Annotated in this window: 27 protein-coding genes and 1 tRNA gene; 15 read left to right on the forward strand and 13 right to left on the reverse strand. The window is 66.4% G+C overall.

Annotated elements, in window-relative coordinates:
- Positions 1-33 precede the first annotated feature (33 nt).
- On the forward strand, positions 34-999 hold the full coding sequence (locus ACIQTU_RS11325; protein WP_400546789.1) for an alpha/beta hydrolase family protein: 966 nt from the start codon (positions 34-36) through the stop codon (positions 997-999).
- Here ACIQTU_RS11325 and queF read toward each other — a convergent pair whose 3' ends face one another.
- On the reverse strand, positions 1,000-1,461 hold the full coding sequence (gene queF, locus ACIQTU_RS11330; RefSeq protein WP_207826552.1) for a preQ(1) synthase: 462 nt from the start codon (positions 1,459-1,461) through the stop codon (positions 1,000-1,002).
- A gap of 283 nt (positions 1,462-1,744) precedes the next feature.
- Between queF and ACIQTU_RS11335 the strand changes: the two genes are divergently transcribed.
- From ACIQTU_RS11335 to ACIQTU_RS11350, 4 genes are all read left to right on the forward strand, one after another.
- Positions 1,745-2,671, forward strand: a complete 927-nt coding sequence (locus ACIQTU_RS11335; RefSeq protein ID WP_400546792.1) for an NAD(P)H-dependent flavin oxidoreductase — start codon at positions 1,745-1,747, stop codon at positions 2,669-2,671.
- 30 nt (positions 2,672-2,701) lie between these two features.
- The gene (locus ACIQTU_RS11340; protein ID WP_400546795.1) at positions 2,702-3,397 is read left to right on the forward strand and encodes a TorF family putative porin; all 696 of its coding nucleotides are present in this window, start codon (positions 2,702-2,704) and stop codon (positions 3,395-3,397) included.
- Between the two features lie 53 nt (positions 3,398-3,450).
- Complete coding sequence (locus tag ACIQTU_RS11345) at positions 3,451-3,681, forward strand: hypothetical protein (protein WP_400546798.1); 231 nt, start codon at positions 3,451-3,453, stop codon at positions 3,679-3,681.
- Positions 3,682-3,853: 172 nt separating this feature from the next.
- A complete protein-coding gene (locus ACIQTU_RS11350; RefSeq protein ID WP_003167329.1) occupies positions 3,854-4,066 on the forward strand; it encodes a cold-shock protein in 213 nt (70 codons plus the stop codon).
- Between the two features lie 97 nt (positions 4,067-4,163).
- On the opposite strand, the gene ACIQTU_RS11355 is transcribed toward ACIQTU_RS11350, so the two are convergent.
- Positions 4,164-5,342: a cystathionine gamma-synthase gene (locus tag ACIQTU_RS11355; RefSeq protein WP_400546803.1), complete on the reverse strand. Its 1,179-nt coding sequence runs from the start codon at positions 5,340-5,342 to the stop codon at positions 4,164-4,166.
- Positions 5,343-5,346: 4 nt separating this feature from the next.
- Positions 5,347-6,750, reverse strand: a complete 1,404-nt coding sequence (locus tag ACIQTU_RS11360) for a pyridoxal-phosphate dependent enzyme (RefSeq protein WP_400546806.1) — start codon at positions 6,748-6,750, stop codon at positions 5,347-5,349.
- Positions 6,751-6,864: 114 nt separating this feature from the next.
- Between ACIQTU_RS11360 and rnr the strand changes: the two genes are divergently transcribed.
- Complete coding sequence (rnr, locus tag ACIQTU_RS11365; RefSeq protein WP_400546809.1) at positions 6,865-9,180, forward strand: ribonuclease R; 2,316 nt, start codon at positions 6,865-6,867, stop codon at positions 9,178-9,180.
- The gene (locus ACIQTU_RS11370) at positions 9,177-9,884 is read left to right on the forward strand and encodes an NUDIX hydrolase (RefSeq protein ID WP_400546812.1); all 708 of its coding nucleotides are present in this window, start codon (positions 9,177-9,179) and stop codon (positions 9,882-9,884) included. The genes rnr and ACIQTU_RS11370 overlap by 4 nt, the downstream gene beginning before the upstream one ends.
- A gap of 15 nt (positions 9,885-9,899) precedes the next feature.
- Here ACIQTU_RS11370 and ACIQTU_RS11375 read toward each other — a convergent pair whose 3' ends face one another.
- Complete coding sequence (locus tag ACIQTU_RS11375) at positions 9,900-10,457, reverse strand: hypothetical protein (protein ID WP_400546815.1); 558 nt, start codon at positions 10,455-10,457, stop codon at positions 9,900-9,902.
- Between the two features lie 135 nt (positions 10,458-10,592).
- Here ACIQTU_RS11375 and rpmG point away from each other — a divergent pair, with 135 nt between their 5' ends.
- The gene (gene rpmG, locus ACIQTU_RS11380) at positions 10,593-10,760 is read left to right on the forward strand and encodes a 50S ribosomal protein L33 (protein ID WP_003164451.1); all 168 of its coding nucleotides are present in this window, start codon (positions 10,593-10,595) and stop codon (positions 10,758-10,760) included.
- Between the two features lie 102 nt (positions 10,761-10,862).
- Here the strand turns inward: rpmG and ACIQTU_RS11385 are convergent, their stop codons facing one another.
- The gene (locus ACIQTU_RS11385; protein WP_400546822.1) at positions 10,863-12,227 is read right to left on the reverse strand and encodes a PleD family two-component system response regulator; all 1,365 of its coding nucleotides are present in this window, start codon (positions 12,225-12,227) and stop codon (positions 10,863-10,865) included.
- Positions 12,228-12,233: 6 nt separating this feature from the next.
- Positions 12,234-12,599: a response regulator gene (locus ACIQTU_RS11390; protein ID WP_184273318.1), complete on the reverse strand. Its 366-nt coding sequence runs from the start codon at positions 12,597-12,599 to the stop codon at positions 12,234-12,236.
- 127 nt (positions 12,600-12,726) lie between these two features.
- Between ACIQTU_RS11390 and ACIQTU_RS11395 the strand changes: the two genes are divergently transcribed.
- From ACIQTU_RS11395 to ACIQTU_RS11410, 4 genes are all read left to right on the forward strand, one after another.
- Complete coding sequence (locus tag ACIQTU_RS11395; RefSeq protein WP_400547117.1) at positions 12,727-13,983, forward strand: DNA polymerase IV; 1,257 nt, start codon at positions 12,727-12,729, stop codon at positions 13,981-13,983.
- A gap of 55 nt (positions 13,984-14,038) precedes the next feature.
- Positions 14,039-14,497: a RidA family protein gene (locus ACIQTU_RS11400; RefSeq protein ID WP_400546825.1), complete on the forward strand. Its 459-nt coding sequence runs from the start codon at positions 14,039-14,041 to the stop codon at positions 14,495-14,497.
- A complete protein-coding gene (locus ACIQTU_RS11405) occupies positions 14,494-15,639 on the forward strand; it encodes a GNAT family N-acetyltransferase (RefSeq protein WP_400546828.1) in 1,146 nt (381 codons plus the stop codon). Before ACIQTU_RS11400 ends, ACIQTU_RS11405 begins: the two co-directional genes overlap by 4 nt.
- Before the next feature lie 89 nt (positions 15,640-15,728).
- On the forward strand, positions 15,729-16,034 hold the full coding sequence (locus tag ACIQTU_RS11410) for a CsbD family protein (protein ID WP_400546831.1): 306 nt from the start codon (positions 15,729-15,731) through the stop codon (positions 16,032-16,034).
- A gap of 3 nt (positions 16,035-16,037) precedes the next feature.
- On the opposite strand, the gene ACIQTU_RS11415 is transcribed toward ACIQTU_RS11410, so the two are convergent.
- The 4 genes from ACIQTU_RS11415 to ACIQTU_RS11430 all read right to left on the reverse strand — a co-directional run bounded on the left by ACIQTU_RS11415 (position 16,038) and on the right by ACIQTU_RS11430 (position 20,008).
- Positions 16,038-16,613: a DUF4287 domain-containing protein gene (locus ACIQTU_RS11415; protein WP_400546834.1), complete on the reverse strand. Its 576-nt coding sequence runs from the start codon at positions 16,611-16,613 to the stop codon at positions 16,038-16,040.
- A gap of 97 nt (positions 16,614-16,710) precedes the next feature.
- Positions 16,711-19,014 (reverse strand): ATP-dependent Clp protease ATP-binding subunit ClpA, encoded by a 2,304-nt coding sequence (clpA, locus tag ACIQTU_RS11420; protein WP_400546837.1) that lies wholly within the window; start codon positions 19,012-19,014, stop codon positions 16,711-16,713.
- 12 nt (positions 19,015-19,026) lie between these two features.
- Positions 19,027-19,356, reverse strand: a complete 330-nt coding sequence (gene clpS, locus ACIQTU_RS11425) for an ATP-dependent Clp protease adapter ClpS (protein ID WP_105564763.1) — start codon at positions 19,354-19,356, stop codon at positions 19,027-19,029.
- Positions 19,357-19,537: 181 nt separating this feature from the next.
- On the reverse strand, positions 19,538-20,008 hold the full coding sequence (locus tag ACIQTU_RS11430; RefSeq protein WP_400546840.1) for a phasin family protein: 471 nt from the start codon (positions 20,006-20,008) through the stop codon (positions 19,538-19,540).
- Positions 20,009-20,274: 266 nt separating this feature from the next.
- Between ACIQTU_RS11430 and ACIQTU_RS11435 the strand changes: the two genes are divergently transcribed.
- A complete protein-coding gene (locus tag ACIQTU_RS11435) occupies positions 20,275-21,738 on the forward strand; it encodes a D-alanyl-D-alanine carboxypeptidase (RefSeq protein WP_400546843.1) in 1,464 nt (487 codons plus the stop codon).
- Here the strand turns inward: ACIQTU_RS11435 and ACIQTU_RS11440 are convergent.
- Together ACIQTU_RS11440 and ACIQTU_RS11445 are read right to left on the reverse strand one after the other, a co-directional pair.
- Complete coding sequence (locus ACIQTU_RS11440; RefSeq protein ID WP_400546846.1) at positions 21,722-22,306, reverse strand: DUF2239 family protein; 585 nt, start codon at positions 22,304-22,306, stop codon at positions 21,722-21,724. The genes ACIQTU_RS11435 and ACIQTU_RS11440 overlap by 17 nt on opposite strands.
- Before the next feature lie 68 nt (positions 22,307-22,374).
- Positions 22,375-22,731, reverse strand: a complete 357-nt coding sequence (locus ACIQTU_RS11445; RefSeq protein WP_400546849.1) for a phage holin family protein — start codon at positions 22,729-22,731, stop codon at positions 22,375-22,377.
- A gap of 115 nt (positions 22,732-22,846) precedes the next feature.
- Here ACIQTU_RS11445 and ACIQTU_RS11450 point away from each other — a divergent pair, with 115 nt between their 5' ends.
- The gene (locus ACIQTU_RS11450) at positions 22,847-23,284 is read left to right on the forward strand and encodes an HIT family protein (protein WP_400546852.1); all 438 of its coding nucleotides are present in this window, start codon (positions 22,847-22,849) and stop codon (positions 23,282-23,284) included.
- Position 23,285: 1 nt separating this feature from the next.
- Here ACIQTU_RS11450 and ACIQTU_RS11455 read toward each other — a convergent pair whose 3' ends face one another.
- Positions 23,286-23,636 (reverse strand): DMT family protein, encoded by a 351-nt coding sequence (locus ACIQTU_RS11455; protein WP_400546855.1) that lies wholly within the window; start codon positions 23,634-23,636, stop codon positions 23,286-23,288.
- A 51-nt stretch (positions 23,637-23,687) separates the two neighbouring features.
- On the opposite strand from ACIQTU_RS11455, the gene ACIQTU_RS11460 reads away from it, so the two are divergent.
- Positions 23,688-23,763, forward strand: a tRNA-Thr gene (locus ACIQTU_RS11460).
- The last annotated feature ends 6 nt before the right edge of the window (positions 23,764-23,769 follow it).

Raw genomic sequence — 23,769 nt, forward strand, 5'->3', positions numbered from 1 at the left:
CCTCATCACTTCCCACCAAAAGGCCCCTACGAAATGAACACCGCCGCCCTGATCGCCGTCGCCTCCGTCCTGCTGGGCGCCTGCGCTGCGACCGCTGCGCCCGCCCCGGTCGTCCCGCCGCAAGCCGTCGATCCCATGATCCGCGACGGCGTGATCATGGCGCGCCTGGCCATTCCCGACGGCGATCAGCCGGCCATCGAGGCGGGCTTCTGGGTACCGACTGATGAAGCGGCAAAACCGCGCCCCCTGATCGTCATCTCTCACGGCAACGGCGGCGATTTCCGCAGCCACCACGACACGGCCACGGCCCTGGCCAAGGCGGGCTTCGTCGTCGTCGCCCTGACCCATACCGGCGACAATTGGCGCGACCAGAGCCGCGCCACCGACCTTGTCGGTCGCACGCGCCAGTTGTCGGCGGTGATCGACTACATGACCCGGGACTGGAGTGCTCGAGACGGGATCGACGCGGACCGTATCGGCGCCTTCGGCTTTTCCGTCGGAGGGTTCACGGTTCTGGCGGCGGCGGGCGGCGATCCCGACCTCGGCCGACTGGCCGACCACTGCCGCGCCAACCCCGGTTTCTATGACTGCCGCCTGATCGGCCAGCACGCCGGGACGATGAAGGACGGCGCCGCCGCCCCGCGCCTGCCGCACGACGCCCGCATCAAGGCCCTGGCCGTCGCCGCCCCCGCCCTGGGCTTCACCTTCACGAAGGACGGCCTGAGCGACGTCACCCAGCCGGTCCAGCTATGGCAGGCCGGCGCCGACCAGATCCTGCCCGCGCCCTTCTATGTCGAGCCGGTCCGCGACGCCCTGCCCGTCGCGCCGGAATACCGGCGCGTCGAGGGCGCCGCCCACTTCGACTTCCTGCCGCCCTGCGCGCCCGAACTGGCCGCAGCGGCTCCGATGATCTGCAAACCCACGCCCGGCTTCAACCGTGCGGCCTTCCACGAAACCCTGAACCGCGAAGTGGTCCGTTTCTTCAGGGAGAAGCTGTAGTCAGCCCCGCCCGCGATAGGTCGCGACGCCCTGATCGGGCAGCCAGACGCCTTCGATCGGTGCGCCGGTCTGCCAGAAGACGTCGATGGGGATGCCCCCACGCGGATACCAGTAGCCGCCGATGCGCAGCCATTTCGGTTGCAGCAGGTCGGCCAGGCGCTTGCCGATGGCGACGGTGCAGTCCTCGTGGAAGGCGCCGTGGTTGCGGAAGCTGGTCAGGTACAGCTTCAGGCTCTTGCTCTCCACCAGCCAGTCGCCGGGCACATAGTCGATGACGATGTGGGCGAAATCAGGCTGGCCCGTCACCGGGCACAGGCTGGTGAACTCGGGCGCGGTGAAGCGCGCGACATAAAGCGTGTCGGCGTGCGGATTGGGCACGCGTTCCAGCACCGCCTCTTCGGGATTGGTCGGGGCGGCGGTCTGGGCGCCGAGCTGGGACAGGCTGTCGGTATAGTGCGTCATGCCCGCCATTTAGGCCTTTGGCCCGCCAAAGAAAATCCTGCCGCCGCGACGGCCTTTCCACAATCGACCTGGCGCCCCTCCCCGCCATGGTAGGATGCGGGCCGCAGGCTGATGGGCCTTAAGGGGATTTCAGACGATTCAGACGAATTAGACTCTGTTTTTCTGCGCGACTTCTCTGCCCTTCTCTCCACTGGGCAGAGGTTGATCCGTCATTGCCTTCCCCCGCGACACCCGGTTAGCGTCCCTTAAAACAACCCGCTAAAACCATCCCAGGAAACGATCCGTGGCCATTCCCGCTTCCCTGCAGTCCGGCCTCAAGCTGCCGGTCATCGCCTCGCCCATGTTCCTGGTGTCCGGCCCGGATCTGGTGGTCGAGGCCTGCAATGCGGGCGTGATCGGCACCTTCCCCTCGCTGAACCAGCGCACGACCGAGGGCTATCGGGACTGGGTTCAGGAGATCAAGTCGCGGCTGAAGCCCGACGCCGCCGCCTTTGGCGTCAACCACATCGTCCACCCGACCAATCCGCGCCTGATGGCCGACATGATGGTCTCGGTCGAGGAAAAGGTGCCGCTGATCATCACCTCGCTCGGCGCGGTGCGCGACGTGGTGGACGCGGTCCACGGCTACGGCGGCGTGGTCTTCCACGACATCGCCAATGTCCGCCATGCGCGCAAAGCCGCCGAGGCCGGGGTCGACGGCCTGATCCTGGTCGCCAACGGCGCGGGCGGCCATGCCGGCGTGGTCAATCCCTTCGCCCTGATCAACGAGGTCCGTAGCTTCTATGACGGGACCATCATCCTGGCGGGCTGCATCTCGACGGGTCAGGACGTGGCCGCGGCCCTGATGATGGGCGCCGACTTCGCCTATATGGGCACCCGCTTCATCGCCACGGCCGAGAGCGAGGCCCAGCCCCATTACAAGGACCTGATCGTCCAGTCCGGCTCGGCCGACATCACCTATACGCCCGCCGTCTCGGGCATCCCGGCCAACTTCCTGACCCCGTCCCTGGTCGAGAACAAGATCGACCCCGCCTCCCTGCCCGCGCACAAGCTGGACATGGGCGAGGAAGCCAAGGCGTGGAAGACCATCTGGTCCGCCGGCCAAGGTTCGGGTTCAATCCACGACAGCCCCACTACGGCTCAGCTTATCGCGCGGTTGGCGGACGAGTTTTCACAGGCCTGTGATAAATTCGACAAGAAGCGTCTCTAGGAGCGGCCTCGTCGCTTCACGAGGCTCTTCATGCTCCGCACCCTGACAAACGCCGCCCTTCTCGCCGCCGCCCCCCTGGTCCTGCTGGCCACCGGGGCCCACGCCCAGGATGCGGGCAAGTGGTCCTTCTCCGCCGGCGCCGCGACCGACAACCGCTCCAAGGACGCGTCCAAGTCCGACGGAAACCCCTTCGTCTATGGGGCTGCGGAATGGGAAAGCGCCAGCGGCCTTTTCTACGGTTCGGGCGGTCTGGAGACCATCGACGGCGGCGGCTCCAAGCTGGAGTCCGAACTGGTGGCGGGCGTCCGTCCCGAGTTCGCCGGCTTCGACTTCGACCTGAACGTCGCCCACAAGAACCGCTTCGACGCCGACCCGGGCTATGACAACGACGCCTGGGAATTCACCGCCGACATGAAGCGCTCGATCGGCCCCGCCAGCGCCCGCCTGCGCCTGCAGCACTCGCCCGACGGCACCGGTTCGACCAAGGCCTGGACCTGGGTCGCCCTGCGCGGGGGCTGGGACTTCACCGACAAGCTGAACGTCTCGGCCGAGGTGGGTCGCCGCGATCAGGACAACAGCATCGACTACACTGGCTGGAATGTCGGCGGCTCCTACGCCCTGACGCCGAAAACCGAGCTGGAACTGCGCTGGTACGACACCGACGCCGACGTTCCGGGCGAGCAGTACAAGGGCGCCCTGGTGGCCGGGATCAACTTCTCGTTCTGATTTCCTGACCGCTTAAAGGTGGTCATTCGGCGGAAAGTCCCTAGGTTAAGGCCATGACTTTCCGCCCCACGACCCTTGAACGGGCCTATCAACTGGCTGAAAGCGGCGCCTGTCGCACGGTCAGCGACGTCAAGCAGGCTCTCCAGAGCGAGGGCTATGATCGCATTCAGGACAGCCTCTACGGCGGCACCATAACCGCCGCCCTGCGCAAGCGCTGTCAGGAGAACTTCGTCGGCGGCGCAGGCGACGCCGCAGCGGCCGTCGAGGAGGAAGAAGACGCCTGAATCCAAGGGGTCTTGCTTTGGGCGCGATTGCCGTCCATTTTAACGCCGTCGATCTCTCTGCGTAACGCTGCTGCCCCTTTGCTCTGCGCACCGAGGACTAGGCCGATCCATTCAGACCCGACAGGCCAAAGGGGCTCTTCCCTGAGGTCAACGACTAGCGGAGGTCCTGAAAATGGCTACCGGCACTGTGAAATGGTTCAACTCCACCAAGGGCTACGGCTTCATCCAACCGGATGACGGCGGCAAAGACGTGTTCGTGCACATCTCGGCTGTCGAAGCTGCCGGCCTGCGTGGCCTCGACGAGAACCAAAAGGTCTCGTACGAAATCGAGCGCGACCGTCGCTCGGGCAAGGAATCGGCCGGTCAACTGAAGACCGAAGGCTGATTTCTTCCTCGTCAGGGCTCTAGCCCGGACGAAGAAATCGAAGGGGCGCTCCGGCTGGCCGGAGCGCCCCTTTTTCGTGGCCGATCAGGCCCTTTGCTTAGGACAGCGCCTGGTCCAGATCGGCGATCAGGTCGTCGATGTCCTCGACCCCGACCGACAGGCGGATCAGGTTGTCGGTGACGCCGCCCGCCTCGCGGACGTCCTTGGGCACGGATGCGTGGGTCATGATGGCCGGGTGATTCACCAGGCTCTCCACGCCGCCCAGGGACTCGGCCAGGGTGAAGACCTGCACCCGTTCCAGCACCCGCTTGGTGCGCTCCAGATCGCCGTCGATCAGGACCGTGACCATGCCGCCGAAACGACCGTTCATCTGGCGCGCCGCCAGCTCGTGCTGCGGATGGCTGATCAGGCCCGGATAGATGACCTTGGCCACGCCGCCATTCTTTTGTTCGGCCCTGTCTTCCAGCCAGCGCGCCACGGCCATGGCGTTCTCGTTGTGCGCCTTCATGCGCAGGCCCAGGGTCTTCAGGCCGCGGTTGGCCAGGAAGGCGTCGAACGGCCCCATGACGCCGCCGATGGAGTTCTGCAGGAACTTCAGCTGGGCCGCCATCTCGGCGTCCTTGGCCACCAGAACCCCGCCGACGATGTCGGAGTGGCCGTTCAGGTACTTGGTCGCCGAATGCATGACAACGTCGGCGCCGAGCGCCAACGGCTGCTGGCTCCACGGCGTGGCGAAGGTGTTGTCGACCACCAGGATCAGCTTGTGCGCCTTGGCGATCTTGGACAGGGCCTCGATGTCGGCCAGCTTCATCAGGGGATTGGTGGGCGTCTCGACCCACAGCATCCGCGTCTTGTCGGTGATGGCCGCCTCGACCGCCGCCAGGTCGGTCAGGTCGATATAGCTGAAGTCCAGCCCCATCGAGCGACGACGCACCCGCTCGAACAGCCGCCACGAGCCGCCGTAGAGGTCGTCGCCGGTGACGATGTGCGAACCGGCGTCCAGCAGCTCCAGCGCCGTCGAGGTCGCCGCCATGCCCGAGCCGAAGCCGAAGGCCTGAACCCCGCCCTCCAGATCGGCGATGCAGGCCTCGAAGGCCTCGCGCGTCGGGTTCTTGCCGCGCGCATACTCATAACCCTTGTTCACGCCCGGGCTTTCCTGGGCATAGGTCGAGGTGGCGTAGATGGGCGTCATCACCGCGCCCGTGGTCGGGTCGGGCTTCTGGCCGGCATGGATGGCGCGGGTCGAGAAACCCTGGCTGTTCTTCAGGTCTGCCATGGTCTTACCGGTTCAGGCTGAGGTGGTTGATCAGGTCGGTGCGGGCGATCAGGCCGACGAAGGTCTCGCCGTCCAGAACGATGGCCACGCGGTCGCGGTCGAAGATCGGGATCAGAGCGTCCAGGCTTTCCTTGACCTGCAAGGTGTCCAGATCGCGCGTCATGGCCGAGGACACCGGCTTGGCGAAGCGTTCCTTCCGCGTGATCTCGTCGGTGTTCATGATGTGGACGATGTCGCTCTCGTCCAGGATGCCGACCAGACGACCGTCCTGAATGACCGGCAGTTGGGACACGCCGTCGCCCTTCATCCGTTTGAAGGCGGTGTCCAGGGTGTCATCGGGGCCGATCACCACCACGTCGCCGTTGGCGTATTTGCGCGTGATCAGGTCCGACAGGTCGCCGTGCATCTCACGCTGGGTCAGGCCCTGATCGGCCAGCCAAGCGTCGTTATAGACCTTGGACAGGTACTTGGCCCCGGTGTCGCAGACGAAGGTCACGACGCGCTTTGGCTCGGTCTGTTCGCGGCACCAGCGCAGGGCCGTGGCGATCAGGGTGCCCGACGACGAGCCGGCGAGGATGCCTTCCTTCAGCAGCAGCTCGCGCACGGTGGCGATCGCCTCGCTGTCAGGGATCGAATAGGCCATGTCGATCAGGTCGGGATCGGCCGTCTCGGGCATGAAGTTCTGGCCGATGCCTTCGACCGCATAGCTGCCGTCCGGACCGGCCACGCCCTCGTTGACCAGGCCCGCCAGGGCCGAACCGACCGGGTCGGCCAGGATGATCTTGGCGTTCGAGCCCTGCGACTTGAAGTACTGCGCATTGCCCGTGATCGTCCCGCCCGAGCCAATGCCGGCGACGAAGGCGTCGATCTGGCTGTCCATCTGCTCGTAGATTTCGGGGCCGGTCGTCTTGAAGTGGGCGGCCGTGTTGGCGTCGTTGGCGAACTGGTTGACGAAGTAGCCGCCCGGAATCTGCTGGGCCAGTCGCTCAGCCATGTCGGTGTAGTATTCGGGGTGGCCGTGCGGCACATCCGAGCGGGTCAGACGCACATCGGCGCCCATGGCGCGCAGGTGCTGGATCTTCTCCTTGGACATCTTGTCGGGGATGACCAGCAGGACCTTGTAGCCCTTCTGCTTGCCGACCAGGGTCAGGGCCAGACCCGTATTGCCCGCCGTCGCCTCGACAATGGTGCCGCCCGGCTTCAGCCAGCCCGCGTTTTCCGCCGCCTCGATCATCGACAGGGCGATGCGGTCCTTGATCGAACCGCCGGGGTTCTGGCTTTCCAGCTTCAGGAACAGGCGGCAGGGGCCGGTGTCGATCCGCGTCACCTCGACCATGGGCGTCTTGCCGATCAGGTCCAGCAGCGATCCCACGGGACGGATTAGGACGGGGGCGTCGGACATCGACATGCGGAAGGCTCCGAAAAAGGCGTGTTCAGAGCCGAAAGCTGGGCGTCGAGGTCCTCGCGGTCAACTCACGCAAGTTTTCACCTATTTAGGCCGAAGCGCATTACATAGGACGCAATGACCAAGACGCCGAAACGCCCCGCCGCGGGCCTGCCCGACAAAGACACCCTGATCGCCTTCCTGCGCGAAGCCGGCGAGGCCGAGAAGGCCGACATCGCCCGCGCCTTCGGATTGAAGGGCATCGAACGCCGCCAACTGCGCGAAATGTTGAAGACGTTGGAGGCCGAAGGCGCCCTGGGCAAGCGCGGCCGCAAGGGCTTTTCCGAGGCCGGGGCCCTGCCCCCTGTCGGCGTGGCCGACGTGGTGGATCGCGACGCCGACGGCGAACTCTACGTCGAACTGGTCAAGGGCGGCGAGGATGCGCCGCGCGCCCTGCTGCTGCCGGACCGGGAGGGCAAGACCCCCGCGCCGGGCATGGGCGACCGTCTGCTGGTCAAGTTCGCGCGCGGCGCCGAGGGCTGGGAGGCCCGGCTGGTCAAGCGGCTGGACGCTGGAACCAACCGCGTCCTGGGCGTGATCCGCAAGTCGGCGCGCGAACCCCGCGTCGAGCCGGTCGACAAGCGTTCCAAGGATGTCCTGCTGATCCCCTCGGCCCAGGCGGGCGACCTGCGCGACGGCGATCTGGTCCTGGCCTCGATCGAAAAGGGCGACCACCGCTACGGGCCCAAGCGTGGCAAGATCCTGGAGTCCATCGGCCGCGAGGATGATCCCCGCGCCGCCTCCATCATCGCCATCCACGCCCACGGCCTTCCGACCGGCTTCTCGGAACTGGTGGAGCGCGAGGCCGAGGATCAGGCCCTGCCGACGTTGAAGGGGCGCGAGGACCTGCGCGAGGTGCCCTTCATCACCATCGACCCGGCCGACGCACGCGACCACGACGACGCCGTCTATGCCGAGCGCGACACGGACTCGAAAAATCCCGACGGCTGGATCGTCTGGGTCGCCATCGCCGACGTCGCCGCCTATGTCCGCCCCAACTCGGCGCTGGACCGCGAGGCCCGCGACAAGGGCAACTCGACCTACTTCCCCGACCGCGTCGAGCCGATGCTGCCGGAAGTCCTGTCCAACGGCCTGTGCAGCCTGAAACAGGGCGAGAACCGCGCCTGCATGGCCGTGCGGATGATCTTCGACAAGGACGGCAGGAAGACCGGGCACAAGTTCATGCGCGGCCTGATGCGCTCGCACGCCAAGCTGTCCTACGAACAGGCCCAGTCGGCCATCGACGGCCAGCAGGATGATGCGACGGGTCCGATCATGGACGCCATCCTCTATCCGCTGTGGAACGCCTATTCGACCATGCTGAAGGGCCGCGAGCGCCGCAGCCCCCTGGCCATCGAAAGCGCCGAGCGCCGCATCATCATGGCCCCCGACGGCGGCATCGCGGCCATCGAGCCGCGCAAGTCGCTGGAGGCCCACCGCCTGATCGAAGAAATGATGATCCAGGCCAACGTCTGCGCCGCCGAGACGCTGGAGAAGACGCGCACGCCGCTGATCTATCGCGTCCACGAAGCGCCCAGCCAGGAGAAGATCTTCAACCTGGCCGACTTCCTGCACACCATCGCCAAGCCCTGGAACAAGGGCGAGGCGCCGACCACCAAGCGGTTCAACAAGCTGCTGGACGAGATGCGCGACACGCCTCACGCCGAGGTGGTCAACGAGGTGGTCCTGCGCACCCAGATGCAGGCCGTCTATTCGCCGGACAACGTCGGCCACTTCGGTCTGCACCTGGACCGCTACGCCCACTTCACCTCGCCGATCCGGCGCTACTCCGACCTGATCGTCCACCGGGGCCTGATCCGCGGCCTGAACCTGGGCTCGGACGGCCTGACGGACCGCGAGATCGCCGAGCTGACGGCCATCGCCGAGCAGGTGACCTCGACCGAGCGCCGATCGATGGCCGCCGAGCGCGACGCCATGGACCGCTACATTGCCGCCTTCCTCGAAGACCACGTCGGCGCGACCTTCAGCGGCCGCATCACCGGCGTGACCCGCTTCGGCCTGTTCGTGCGGCTGGACGAGACGGGGGCCGACGGCCTGGTGCCGGTCTCGACGCTCGGCAGCGAGTATTTCACCCACGACGACCGCGCCCACGCCCTGGTCGGCGAACGCACGGGCAAGCGCTTCACCCTGGGCCGTCGCGTCGAGGTCAAGCTGATGGAGGCCACCCCCGTCACCGGCGGTCTGGTGCTGGAGATGGTGTCCGAGCCTGACCCGCGCGACCCCAACGCCCCGGCCCCGCGCTACGGCATTCGCGGGCGCGGCGGCGACACCCCGCCCAAACGTGGAAAAGGCCGCCCCGGCGGTCCCAAGCCCCGCAACGGCGCCAAGCCCTCCGGCGGGCTCAAGGGGGTTCGCAAGGGCAAGCGGCGGTGAAGCCTCAGCCCTTCGACGCCGCCCAGGACCTGGCCGACGCTCCGCGCACGGGCGGCGGTCAGAAGCCCAAGGACGCCGCCACCCTGATCCTGACGCGCGGCGCAGATAAGCCCGAGGTGCTGATGGGTCGCCGCGCCCCCGGCCACGTCTTCATGGCGTCGAAGTGGGTCTTCCCCGGCGGCCGCATCGACCGGTCCGACTTCACCGCCGCCTCGACCGGTGAGCTGTCGTCCGACGTCGCACGGCGGCTGGAGGCGGAAATGCCGGCCCGCCGCGCCCGCGCCCTGGCTCTGACCGCCGTGCGCGAGACCTTCGAGGAGACCGGTCTGATCCTGGGCCGCCCCGCCCCGCCCGCCTCCGTCGCCGGGCCTTGGCGCGAATATCGTCAGGCGGGTGCCCTGCCTGACCTGTCGATCCTGTCCTATGTGGCCCGCGCCATCACGCCGCCCGGCCGCACGCGTCGCTTTGACGCCCGCTTCTTCATGGCCCCGGTCGACGCCCTGCGCGATCCCGACCGCATCGAGGGCTCAGGCGAACTGGACGAGATCGCCTGGCTGCCGCTGGACGAGGCGCAAGCCCTCGACCTGCCCGCCATCACCCGCTTCGTTCTCGGCGAGATGGCCGAGCGCCTGACGCACCCCGACCGCCCCCTGCCCTTCGTCCGCATGGTGCGGGGCCGTCACGTCGTCGAACACAGGGACTGACGGCCCGCAGACGCCCTACTGGGCGACCGGCTTCTTCAAGTCGAACTCAACGCGGAAGTGGCGGCTGGGGCGACGCAGCTCATAGGCGAACATCTGGCCCGGATGAACTTCCATGGCCCAGGTGTTGGTGGTCGAGACCGAGGCGTTGTTGGCGTTGAACAGGTCGATGGATTCCTGATCGACCGGGAATTCCTGGCGCTCAGCCGTGCCGGCCCCCGCCGTGTCGCCGCCGTACCAGTGCAGGACGTCGGTCGTGCCGTCGTCGTGGCGGTGATCGTGCTTCAGGCGCAGACCCGTGGCGGTGCGCGTCACCACCCAGGTGCGCGACCGGTCGGCGCCGACCCAGAAGGGAATGCGGATTTCTTCCGCCGAGCAGTCGCGCACATGCATCAGCAGGCGCTGACTGGCGAAATCCGAATCGGCGGAATCGGTGGTGACGACCTTGCCCTCGAACCTCTGGCCGCACAGGGCGCTCAGGTTCTTGAAGAAGGCGTCCTGCGGCGTGTCCGCGTGCGCAGCGGCGGGCAAGGACGACAGGGTCAGGGCGGCGGCCGCGAGGGCGATCGAGGTCATGGCTTTCATTCCCGCAGCCTAGCCGCTAGAAGGCATTCCTCAACGTGACATCGCGGGCGTTGACTTTGGTTCACGCCTGAGTATGTTCCGCGCCTCTCATTTCATGCGGCTTTCGCCGTCGCAAAGGTACTTCCGATGGCCAAACCGGCTTCCATCAAGATCCGCCTGAACTCCACCGCCGACACCGGCTTCTTCTACGTGACGAAGAAGAACGCGCGCACGATGACCGAAAAGATGGTCGTCAAGAAGTACGACCCCGTCGTCCGCAAGCACGTCGAGTTCAAGGAAGGCAAGATCAAGTAAGGGTTTAGCCGCCCGAGCCTCAGGGCTCGCTTGACTGCAGAATTCGAAACGCCCGGCTTTTCAGCCGGGCGTTTTTCTTTGTTCGATCAACAGGAAGAGCAATCAGGCCGCGCGGGCGACGACCTTGTTGCGCCCAGACGCCTTGGCCTCATAGACCCCCTCGTCCGCCCGCTTCAGCAGGGCCTCGGGCGTGTCCTCCGTTCCCGTGGTGGCGGCCACCCCGACCGAGACGGTGATGTTCAGATGGGCCTGGCCGTCCATGACACGGAAGGGCGCAGCGCCCACGTCGCGCCGGATGCGTTCGGCGATACGATGGGCGTCTTCCAACGTCGTGCCGGGCATGACCACCACGAACTCCTCGCCGCCGAATCGGCACGGCAGATCAACCGCCCGCACATTGGTGGCCAGTCGCACCGAAAACTCGCGCAGCACCTCGTCGCCGGCGTCGTGGCCGAAGCCGTCGTTCACAGCCTTGAAGTGGTCGATGTCCAGCACCAGCACCGCCACCGGCTCGCCGCCGCGATTGGTGCGCGCCACAAGAGGCTGAAGCTGATTCGTCATGTAGCGACGGTTGTGCAGCCCGGTCAGGGCGTCGGTGACGGCCATCTCCAGACTGTGATCCAGCTTCTCGCGCAGGAAGTCGCCGTATCGCTTGCGCCGCACCTGTGTCCGCACCCGCGCCGAAAGCTCTTCAGGATCGACTGGGCGCGTCAGGATGTCATTGGCGCCGAGCTCAAGCGCCTTAAGCAGACGAGGCCTGTCCTGCGAATCGACCAGAGCCAGAACAGGCAATCGCCGCGTCGGCTCCTTGGAGCGGGCCTGAGCAATCAGGCGCAGCCCGTCGAAGCCTTCAGACGTCACATTGACGATCATCAGATCAACAGCCCCACGCGCCGCCTCGAGCGCCGCCACGGGATCCGCCTCAACCAGCGGACGATGTTCGACCGCCAATTCCTGCGCCACCTTGGCCGCCTGCAGGGCATTGTCATCCACGACCAGGACGCGCCCGCCCGAGCCTTTCAGCCGCGCCACGCCGGCGGTGTCGACGCCGACGCGTCGCCCGCTCTCCTCGCGCTCGCGCAGTTCGTCCATGACCATCTTCAGCCGGGTCAGGCTCTTGACCCGCGCCATCAGGATGACGTCGTCCAGCGGCTTGGTCAGGAAGTCGTCGGCCCCGGCCTCAAGGCCCCGGATACGGTCATGCCGCCCGTCCAACGCCGTCACCAGCACCACCGGAATATGCCGCGTCTTCGGCTCGTCCTTCAGGCGGCGACAGGTCTCGAACCCATCCATGCCCGGCATCATGACGTCCAGCAGGATCAGGTCGGGCTGCTCGGCGATGGCCAGAGCGATGGCCGCCAGCCCGTCGCCGCAGGTCAGGGCGTCGTAATATTCAATGGTCAGCTTGGCTTCGAGCAGTCGGACATTGGTCTCGACATCATCCACGACCAGGATACGCGCGCTCATGCCGCCCTACCCCAGATGCTTGCGGATCGTCTCGAGGAAGGACACCACCGAGATCGGCTTGGAGATGTAGGCCTCGCAGCCGCCCTGCCGGATGCGTTCCTCATCGCCCTTCATGGCGAAGGCGGTGACGGCGATGACGGGGATGTGGTTCAGCTCCTCGTCGTCCTTGAGCCACTTGGTTACTTCCAGGCCCGAAATTTCCGGCAACTGGATGTCCATCAGGATCAGGTCCGGGCGATGCTGGCGCGCAATGGCGAGCGCCTGCAGCCCTTCGCGGGTCTGCAGGGTCTCATACCCCTGGGAATCGAGCAGATCATGAAAAAGCTTCATGTTCAGCTCGTTATCCTCGACGATGAGGACTTTCTTGGACATCCGCCACCCGGCTGTTTCGCCAATAATTTTGCGCCGCTGCGCAGGGCTTTTCGCCTTCTTCCGATGCACTGTGGCGTTGGCAGTCTTAAGTTGAGATGAAGCTGAGGAACCGGAGTTCATTTTGGGCCTGAAGGCCGTTTGCCGCGACTGTCTGTGGACCGGCGACCGTAAGGTCGCACGGTGCCCTTCGTGCGCCTCGCGTCGCGTCATCAGCCACGACGAACTGGGCGAGCTGACCATCGCCCACCTGGACTGTGACGCCTTCTACGCCTCGGTCGAGAAGCGCGACCGGCCGGAGTTGCGCGACAAGCCCGTCATCATCGGCGGCGGTAAGCGCGGCGTGGTCTCGACCGCCTGCTACGTCGCCCGCCTGCACGGCGTCGGCTCGGCCATGCCCATGTACAAGGCGCTGAAGGCCTGTCCCGACGCCGTCGTCATCAAGCCGGATTTCAGAAAATATGTCGCTGAGAGCGAACGCATCTTCGGCGCCGTGGGCAAGCTGACGCCCCTGGTCCAGACCTTGTCGCTGGACGAGGCCTGGATCGATCTGGCCGGCACCGAACGCCTGAACGGCGGCCCGCCGGCATTCCAACTGATCCGCCTGCAGAAATGGATCGAGGACGAGACCGGCCTGACCGTCTCCATCGGCCTGGCCCCGAACCGCTTCCTGGCCAAGATCGCCTCGGAACTGGACAAGCCGCGCGGCTTCTCGGTCATCGGCGCGGCCGAGGCCAAGGGCCTGCTGGCCTCGCGTCCGGTCAACATCCTGCCCGGCGTCGGCCCGGTGTTCGGCCGCACCCTGCGCTCAGACGGCTTCGCCACCGTCGGCGATCTGGCCGCCGCCGACGTCAAGGACTTGGTCCGGCGCTACGGCGAGACGGGTCTGCGCCTCTATGACTTGAGCCACGCCCGCGACGCTCGCCCCGTGCGACCCGACCATGACCGACGCGGCATGAGCGCCGAGACCACCTTCAACGACGACCTGACCGCCGCCGAGGACCTGGAGGCCGAGTTGTGGCCCCTGTGCGAGAAGCTGGCCTCAAAGGCGCGGCGCGACGGGGTGGCCAGCCGGGTGGTGGTGCTGAAACTGCGCAAGGCCGACTTCAGGATCGTCACCCGCCGCATCACCCTGGCAGAGCCGGTACAGACGGCGCGGGTGCTGTTTTCCGCCGGACGCGACCTGCTGAAACCCGAACTGGGCGAGCCCTATCGCCTGATCGGCATCGGTCTGGCCGAGATCGCCGAGGCGGGCGCCGCCCCCGCTGGCCTGTTCGCCACCGCCGAGACGCGCGCCCTGAAAACCGAGACCGCCATCGACGCCCTGCGCGAAAAGTTCGGCGCCGCCGCCGTGGTCGCGGGCCGGGCGCTCAAGAAGCCCGGATGACGCCGCCCGTCTGGCGCGCTACACCCCGCTCGAACCTTTCAACGGAGTCTCCGACATGAGCATCCACGCCCGCATCGCCGAACTCGGCATCACCCTGCCCGAGCCCGCAAAGCCGGTCGCCAGCTACGTCTCCTACGTCCAGTCGGGCAACCAGGTCCTGATCTCGGGCCAGCTGTCGAACGACGCCAACGGCGGCATCAAGGGCACCGTCGGCGTCGACGTGACCCCGGAGCAGGCCGCCGAGGCCGCCCGTCTGTGCGGCATCAACCTGCTGGCCCAGATCAACGCCGCCGTCGACGGCGACCTGGATCGCGTGGCCCGCATCGTCAAGCTGGGCGCCTTCGTCCAGGCCGGCCCGGACTTCGAGGCCATCCCGGCCGTCGTCAACGGTTGCTCGGACCTGATGGTTCAAGTCTTCGGCGACGCGGGCAAGCACGCCCGTTCGGCCGTCGGCGTCTACAAGCTGCCGCTCGGCTTCGCCGTGGAAATCGACGCCATCATCGAGGTGAAGTGAGCTTCACGCTTCAGGTTCACGACGGGATCGCCGACATAGGCCGGGACGCGTGGGACGCCTGCGCGGCCCCGACCGGCGATCCCTTCGTCTCCTACGACTTCCTGCACGCCTGCGAGGCGTCCGGCAGCGCCGTCCCGACCCAGGGCTGGGCGGCGCGCCACCTCTCCCTGCACGACGAAGACGGCGCCGTGATCGGCGTCATGCCCCTCTATCTGAAGGGCCACAGCCAGGGCGAATACGTCTTCGACCACAGCTGGGCCGACGCCTATCAGCGCGCCGGCGGCCGCTACTACCCCAAGCTTCTGGGCGCCGTGCCCTTTACGCCCGCGACCGGGCCGCGCTTTCTGAACGCCCCCGGCGCCGACACCGCCACCCTGCGCGAGGCCCTGCTGCAAGGCGCCCTGACCCTGGTCGAGCGCCTCGGCGTCTCGTCCCTGCACGTCAACTTCCCGACCGAGCCGGAATGGCGCGCCATGACCAAGGCGGGCCTGCTGCCGCGCCGCGACATCCAGTTCATCTGGCGCAACGAGGGCTACGGCAGCTTCGACGACTTCCTCGCCGCCCTGTCGTCCAACCGACGCAAGACCATCCGCCGTGAGCGGCGCGAAGCCCAGGCCGGGCTCGACATCCGCGTCCTGACCGGCGCCGACATCAGCGAGGCCCACTGGGACGCCTTCTTCGCCTTCTACATGGACACCGGCGACCGCAAATGGGGCAGGCCCTATCTGACGCGCGACTTCTTCACCCGCGTCGGGGCCAGCATGGCCGACCGCATCGCCCTGGTCATGGCCTTCCGGGACGAGGCGCCCATCGCCGGAGCCCTGAACTTCATCGGCCACGACGCCCTCTATGGCCGTCAGTGGGGCGCGCTGGAGGAGGTGCCCTTCCTCCATTTCGAGCTCTGCTATTATCAGGCCATCGACTTCGCCATCGCGCGTGGCCTGTCGCGCGTCGAGGCGGGCGCCCAGGGCGAGCACAAGATCGCGCGCGGCTACCTGCCCTCCCCGGTCTATTCCGCCCACTGGATCGCCGATCCTGCCCTTCGCGATCCTGTCGCCCGCTACCTCGACAACGAGCGCCCGGCAGTCGAGGCGGAAATGGCGGCGATGACGACTGAGCTGTCGCCCTATCGCAAAGGCTGACATTTGGTCGCGACCGACGCGAAGTCAGGAACTCTCGGCAGGCCGAGGCGCTTCCAATGAGAGTCTTTTCCTCACATTCAGGGATCACCATGACCGATCAACGTATCGAAGGCGTCGCGACGGAACTGAAGGGCAAGGCCCAGAGCGGCTTCGGTCGCCTGACCGGTGACAGCAAGCTGCAGGTCGAAGGCAGGTTGAACGAGGTGAAGGGCAAGGCGCTGGACGCCTATGGCCGCGTCATCGACGGTCTGGACGGCATGGTGGACAAGGCCCCCGCCGACCTGCGCGAACCGGCGCGCAAGGGTCTGGACTTCGCCCGCCGCAAACCCCTGCTGACCACCGGCATTCTGGCCGGAGCGGCCATCCTGCTCGGTAGCCTGGGCCGCAGGCGCTAAACCTCACCCCCTGTCAGCCGCCTGTGCGAACAGGCGGCTGATCTCGGCGTCCACCTGACCGACGGCGTCCAGTTCGACCGTCGCCGTCAGCCGCTCGGACCAGGATTCGCGTCGCGCCGACGGCGACAGGCGCGGCGAGGTTTCAACCGCCACCTTCAATCCCAACAAGGCCCGACCGCCCTTCAGCGGGCGCATGGCCGCGAACTGCACGCTGCGTGAGAACGACGTGTAGCCCTTCCTCTGCCCTGAGATGACGCCCTCGACGCCGTCCGCGACGCGTTCGACCGCCTCAAGGACGGCCAGCGAGGCCGAGTCTTTCCACAGCGCTGCGCGCAGGGCCTCGGGGTCGTCCCAGCCGGAGCCGTCGGCGGGGCGGCAGGCGTCCAGGATCTGCGCCGCGTGGTTCTGGCCCACGCCATGCTCGGCCTTCAACCAGGCCGCCTGAGCGCGCGGCGCGGTCTCGGGGCAGGTCTTCATGATCGCGACCCAGTCGGCCAGCGGCTTGCCGGTGCTCTTTTCCAGATTGGCCTGGACCGTGGCGAACCACTTCTTCTGCCGCTCGGTCAGCACTGCGGTCATGTGTCCCTCCGTCTCAGCCCGACCATGCCCCTACCCGCGCCAAAGAAAAAGGCCCGGACGTTCCCGCCCGGGCCTCCGACTTTAAACCTGACTGAAATCAGGCCGTTTCTTCTTCCTCTTCCTTCACCGCCGCGCCCTTGGCCGGGGTGATGTCGAAGGCGATCTTGCCGTCCTTCAGCTCGACCTTGACGTGTCCGCCGCGGGTCAGGCGGCCGAACAGGATGTCGTCGGCCAGCGGCTTCTTGATGTGCTCCTGAATGACGCGGGCCAGGGGCCGTGCGCCATACAGTTCGTCGAAGCCGTTCTTCGCGAGCCAGTCGGTCGCCTCGTCGGTCAGTTCGATGGTGATGTTGCGGTCCGCCAGCTGGGCTTCCAACTGAAGGATGAACTTGGTCACCACCGAGCGGATCGTCTCGGCGGCCAGCGGCTTGAAGGCCACGATGGCGTCCAGGCGGTTGCGGAACTCCGGCGCGAACAGGCGCTGGATGGCCTTGTCGTCCTCGCCCTCGACCTTGCCCCGGCCGAAGCCGATGGAGGCGCGGGCGTTGTCGGCGGCCCCGGCGTTGGTGGTCATGATCAGGATGACGTTCCTGAAATCGACCTTCTTGCCGACGGCGTCGGTCAGCGTCCCGTTGTCCATCACCTGCAGCAGGATATTGTAGACGTCGGGGTGGGCCTTCTCGATCTCGTCCAGCAGCACCACCGAGTGCGGATGCTGGTCGACAGCGTCGGTCAGCAGCCCGCCCTGGTCATGACCGACATAGCCCGGAGGCGCGCCGATCAGGCGGCTGACCGTGTGGCGCTCCATGTATTCGGACATGTCGAAGCGCTGCATCTCGATGCCGAGCGTGGCGGCGAGCTGCTTGGCCACCTCGGTCTTGCCGACGCCGGTCGGGCCGCTGAACAGGAAGGCGCCGATGGGCTTGTTCGGGTCGCGCAGGCCCGCTCGCGCCAGCTTCATCGCCGCCGAAACCTGCTCGATGGCCTGTTCCTGACCGAAGACGGCTCGCTTCAGGTCGGCCTCCAACTCGCGCAGGGATTCCGTGTCCGACTTGCTGACCGACTTGGGCGGGATGCGGGCCATCTTGGCGATGACGGCCTCGACCTCCTTCTGCCCGATGACCTTCTTGCGCTTGGATTCCGGCAGCAGCATCTGAGACGCCCCTGCTTCGTCGATCACGTCGATGGCCTTGTCCGGCAGCTTCCGGTCGGTGATGTAGCGCGCCGACAGATCGACAGCCGTGCGGATGGCGGCGTCGGTGTAACGCAGCTTGTGATGGGTCTCGTAGGTCGTCTTCAACCCCTTGAGGATCTTCACCGTGTCCTCGATCGTCGGCTCATTGACGTCGATCTTCTGGAAGCGACGCACCAGGGCGCGGTCCTTCTCGAAGTGCTGACGGTATTCCTTATAGGTGGTCGAACCCATGCAGCGCAGGCTGCCCGAGGCCAGGGCCGGTTTCAGCAGGTTGGACGCGTCCATCGCCCCGCCCGAGGTGGCGCCAGCGCCGATCACTGTGTGAATTTCATCGATGAACAGGACCGCATTCTCGTGCGTCTCCAGTTCCTTGACGACCTGTTTCAGCCGTTCCTCGAAGTCGCCGCGATAGCGGGTGCCGGCCAGCAGCGCCCCCATGTCGAGGCTGTAGATGGTGGCGTCCTTCAGGACGTCCGGCACTTCGCCATTGACGATCTTGCGGGCCAGGCCCTCGGCGATGGCGGTCTTGCCGACGCCGGGGTCGCCGACCAGCAGCGGGTTGTTCTTGGTGCGGCGGCACAGGATCTGGATCGAACGCTCGACCTCGGCATGACGGCCGATCAGGGGGTCGATCTTGCCGCTCCGGGCCTTCTCGTTCAGGTCGACGCAGTAGGCTTCCAGCGCCTCTCCGCCGGATTTGACGGCGGCGGAGTCCTCGGCGTCCTCGGGACTGGCGCCGCGCGCGGGACGGGCTTCGGCAGCGCCCGGCTTCTTGGCGATGCCGTGGGCGATGAAGTTGACCGCGTCATAGCGCGTCATGTCCTGCTCTTGCAGGAAGTAGGCGGCGTGGCTTTCGCGCTCGGAGAAGATGGCGACCAGGACATTGGCCCCCGTCACCTCTTCGCGGCCCGACGACTGGACGTGGATGACGGCGCGCTGGATCACGCGCTGGAAGCCGGCCGTAGGCTTGGCGTCGTCGCCGTCGGCCGTGGCCAGAGCGGCCAGGTCGTTATCGACATAGAGGGTCAGAGCCGTCTTCAGCGCGCCGAGGTCCACATTGCAGGCGGTCATGACGGCCGCCGCATCCATGTCGTCGATCAGGGCCAGCAACAGGTGTTCAAGCGTGGCGTACTCATGCCGACGCTCGTTCGCATAGCTGACTGCGCGGTGCAGGGTCTCTTCGAGAGGACGAGAAAAGGAGGGCATGGGAAGATCCTCTCAGTCTTTTTCCATCGTGCATTGCAGAGGGTGCTGGTGACGGCGCGCCGTCTCGACCACCTGGGCGACCTTGGTTTCGGCCACTTCGTAGGTGAAGACGCCGCACACTCCGACGCCATGCTGGTGCACATGCAGCATGATGCGGGTCGCGTCTTCCCGGCTCTTCTGGAAGAACCGTTCCAGCACGTAGATGACGAACTCCATGGGGGTGTAGTCGTCATTCAGGATCAGCACCCGATAGAGCGAGGGCCGCTGAAGTTTCGGCTTTGTCTCGGTGACGACGGCGGCGCCTGCGCCTCCGCCTTGTTCACCTGGCCGTCTGGTAGGCATTCTTTGTCCGTCTTCGGGGGAGTCTTGATGGATCAGATAGGTGATGATGGCCTGATTTGTAGAGGCGTCCAGTCACGCGTTGCGTGAACAGCCCTCTGGTCACGCTTGGAGCGTCGCCGGACGCAAAAAGCCCCGGCGTTTCCGCCGGGGCCTGATTGTACGCTACTGAACCTTGTCAGGCTTAGCGGGCGGCCTGGAAGCTCTCGACGGTCGCGGTGACGCGCTCGTTGATCGGCTTGAAGCTGTCCTTCACCGAAGCGGTGAAGATCTCGGTCGCCTTGCCGAACTGGGCCAGATAGGCCTCGGCGGCCGACTTGGCCCACGAGGTCTGCAGTTCGACCAGTTCCTGAACCGAACGGGCCTGGCTGATCGACTGGGCGGCGGCGACGCCGTCTTCCCAGCTCTTCTTCGAGAAGGCGATGGCCTCCTGCGACAGGGCCTCGGCGCCCTTCTGGGCGGCGGCGGCCGACTCGACGACGGCTTCGAGGTTCTTCTTGCCGTGAGCGTTCAGCTCGGTCAGCGAGGCGACGGACTTGTCCACGCCTTCACGGAAAGCCTTGGCGCCGGCGGCCTGGATGGATTCCGCCTGGGCCTTGGCCTTGGCGGTCGTCTGTTCAACGGTCTTCTTAACAGTCTCGGCGGCGTCAGCCATTGGGACTCTCCCGAAGCGGATAAAGGATCTCACGACGAACGACGTTCATCGCGACAGGGGTCATATGGTGCAAGTGCGAAATGACTTCAAGTGAAAATTGTGCGACGCAACATATGATCGCCGATCACCTGCTCCCGCCAAGCCGATCACAACTCCGTTGACGGCTTGTTTACCCTCTCGAAACCCGCAGAGCCGATGTTAGCCTTTGTAACGCGCGGTGATCACGGTCGTCTTCGCGCCACAGTGACGAGGCTAGTAGATTGACCATGAACGCTGCATTCCAACGCCGCTTCCTGGCCGCCCTGGTTCTGGGCGGCGTGGTCCTGACGCCCGCTCTCGGCGCACCGCCGCCGGTCGCCCAGTCCTCGGACAACTCACGCTACGCCTCGATCGTCGTCGACGCCGCCTCGGGAGAGGTGCTGTTCTCACGCTTCGCCGACTCGCGCCGCTACCCCGCCTCGATCACCAAGGTCATGACCCTGTATCTGGTCTTCGAGGCGCTGGAATCCGGCAAGGTCAAGCTGACCGACAACCTCACCGTCTCGCCACGCGCCGCCTCGCAGCCGCCGTCCAAGCTGGGGCTGGCCGCCGGCCAGTCGATCAGCCTGGACGACGCCATGAAGGCTACGGCGGTGCGCAGCGCCAATGACATGGCCGTGGTCCTGGCCGAGCACATCGGCGGCTCCGAAGCCCAGTTCACCGCGCGCATGACAGCCAAGGCCCGCGAACTGGGCATGGACCACACCCGCTTCACCACCGCCAACGGCCTGCCCGACACGCGTCAGGCGACGACCGCCCGCGACCTGTCGATCCTCAGCCGTGCTGTGATGCGCGACTACCCGCAGTACTATCGCTACCTCGGCCTGCACGACTGGTACTACAACGGCCGCGATTACCGGAACACCAACGGCCTGCTGGCCACGGGCAGGGGCTACGACGGCATCAAGACCGGCTTCACCAACGCCTCGGGCTACAACCTCGCCGCCTCCTCGGTGCGCGACGGCAAGCGGATCATCACCATCGTCATGGGCGGCCGCTCGACCGCCAGCCGCAACGCCCACGTGGCCGAGCTGATGGACACCGGCTTCGAGGTCCAGCGCCGTCGCGGTCAGGGCGAGCGCATCCAGGTGGCCCAGGCCTTCTTCGAACAGCGCGGCTACGGCATCAGCGCCGATCCCAATCCGCCGGTCGAATACGCCTCGGCCTCAGACGAAGATGGCGAAGGCGTCGGCTCGACCGCCGTGGCCTATGTCGCCGGCCCGCCGCCCGCCAGCCTGCCGACCGAGGTGACGCCGCCGCCCTCGGCACGCGCCGCCGCTGCCTCGCGCGCCGCAACGCCCCGCGCCGCCGCCCCGGTCCAACGCGCAGAAGCCCGCACGCCCGAGAACCTGACTGCCTCGCTGAACGGCGGCTCTTCGTCGACCGCGATGCGTCGCTCGACCTCGGCGTCCGTCCCTGCCCGCGCCTCATCCCGCGATGCGGCCCGCGCGCCCGCCGGACGCTGGACGGTTCAGGTCGGCGCCTTCCGCGAGGAAGCCGTGGCCCGCGACTGGCTGAACGACGTCAGCCGCCGCTTCCGCACTCAGTTCAGCGACGCCCAGCGCGACGTTCAGACCGCCAACGGCTGGTATCGCTCGCGCTTCACCGGCATGACCGAAGCCGCCGCCCAGGCCGCTTGCGAAACGCTGAGCGAGCGTCGCGTCACCTGCATGGTCATCCGCCCGAGTTAAGGCCCCTGCCCTGACCATTGCGCCAGCTCCCCTCTGCCAGACGCCGGGCGTAGTCGCGCACGTCTGAAGGCCAAGCCTCGATCGCAGCGTCAAAAGCCGCCCAGTCGCCGGCGAACAGCATCCGCGTCGCCTCTTCATAGCCGCGCCGATCTCCCGCCACGGCGGTCATAAAGCGATAGGCGGTCTCGCGACTGCGGCGCACCCGATCCGGCCCCTCGGCCTCGCGCAGGGCGTTCTCGACCAGCTTCCTCAGCGCTACGGACGCGCCGCCCGGCTGGGCCGCCAACCAGTCCCAATGACGCGGCAACAATGTCACTTCGCGCGCAGTCACGCCCAACTTGGGCCGTCCCGGCCCGCGCTTCTCGACCGGCGCGGACGGCAGACGCGCCAGCACCGCCGCCAAATCCCCGCGCAGGTCGAACTCCACCGGCCGCGCGTCGGCGTCGTTGAAGACCAGCACCGCCGCGCCCGCGTCGTGCGCTGCCTTGACGGCGGCCACGACCTCGGCCGGCGTGCCCGAGGCGATCACTCGATCATCGGCGAAGGCAGTGCAGGTTGCTGTGGTCATCGTCAGCTCCTTGAAGGTCGCGACGATTTACCCGGACAAAATTTGCCCGTCAATATTACCCGGATTAATTACCGAGCCCTTTCACCGCTGCTGAACGGCGCACCGGCGACCCAGCTGACCAACCCGGTGACAATGGCCGCGCCGATTCCGGCCCAGAAGCCATTGACCACGAACCCGCCGAGGAACCACGCCGTCAGCCCTATCATCGTGGCGTTCACCACCAGCAGAAACAGGCCCAGGGTCACAATGGTCAGCGGCAGCGTCAAGACGACCATGATGGGTCGCACAATCGCGTTGACCAGGCCCAGCAGAACCGCTGCAGCGACCAGGGTTCCGGTCGAGGTGAAGTCCACCCCCGGCACGATCTGGGCGGCCAGCCACAGGCCCAGGGCCGTGACGACGGCTTGAATAATGAAACGCAGCATGGAAGGCGATCTCCGTGAACCTTGACCATATAGCGCGTCAGATCGCGTTTCGCTCCCGTGCGAAATCCGCCCTGCCCTGCTAGCCTCGGCGTGACACCTCTGACGGAGCCTCCCCATGAGCCTTCACGGCGCCTACGACCCCGACAACATCTTCGCGAAGATCCTGCGCGGCGAGATCCCCAGCGTGAAGGTGTGGGAAGACGACGACGTCCTGGCTTTCATGGACGTCTTCCCCCAGTCCGAAGGCCATGTGCTGGTGGTGTCCAAGACCTCGACGGCGCGCAACCTGCTGGAAATCGAGCCGGACGCACTCGCAAAACTCATCACCGCCGTCCAGCGCACCGCCCGCGCGGTCGAGAAAGCGCTTAAGCCCGAGGGTCTCAGCCTGATGCAGTTCAACGGCGAGGCCGGCGGCCAGACCGTCTTCCACCTGCATTTCCACATCGTCCCCCGCTGGAGCGACCGTCAGATGAAGGGACACGGCCACGCTCCCATGGCCGACGCTGAACAGCTGAAGGCGCTGGCAACCCGGATCGCCACCGAACTGGACTGAGTTACAGCGGGCCTTTGAAGATGAAGAAGGCCCCACCCGCGATCAACGAGAAGCCGACCAGGTGGTTCAGGGTCAGCTTCTCGCCGAGATAGGCCACCGAAAAGACGGCGAAGACCAGCAGGGTGATCACCTCCTGCATGGTCTTCAGCTCGGCCGCTGAATAGACCTGATGGCCGATGCGGTTGGCGGGCACGGCCAGGCAGTATTCGAAGAAGGCGATACCCCAGCTCAGGATCACCACGATCCACAAGGGCTTGGCCCCGAATTTCAGATGACCGTACCAAGCAAAGGTCATGAAGACGTTCGACAGGGCCAGCAAAAGGATCGGCGTGAGATAAGGCGTCATCGGCATGGCCGGACTGTGCTTGCGTCCTGACGATTCCACCAGCATAAGGCGCGCACGGCCGGCTTAGCTCAGTTGGTAGAGCGCCAGTTTTGTAAACTGGATGTCGCGGGTTCGATTCCTGCAGCCGGCACCATCATCT

The sequence above is a fragment of the Brevundimonas sp. NPDC090276 genome (assembly GCF_044772165.1).
Taxonomy (GTDB): Bacteria; Pseudomonadota; Alphaproteobacteria; order Caulobacterales; family Caulobacteraceae; genus Brevundimonas.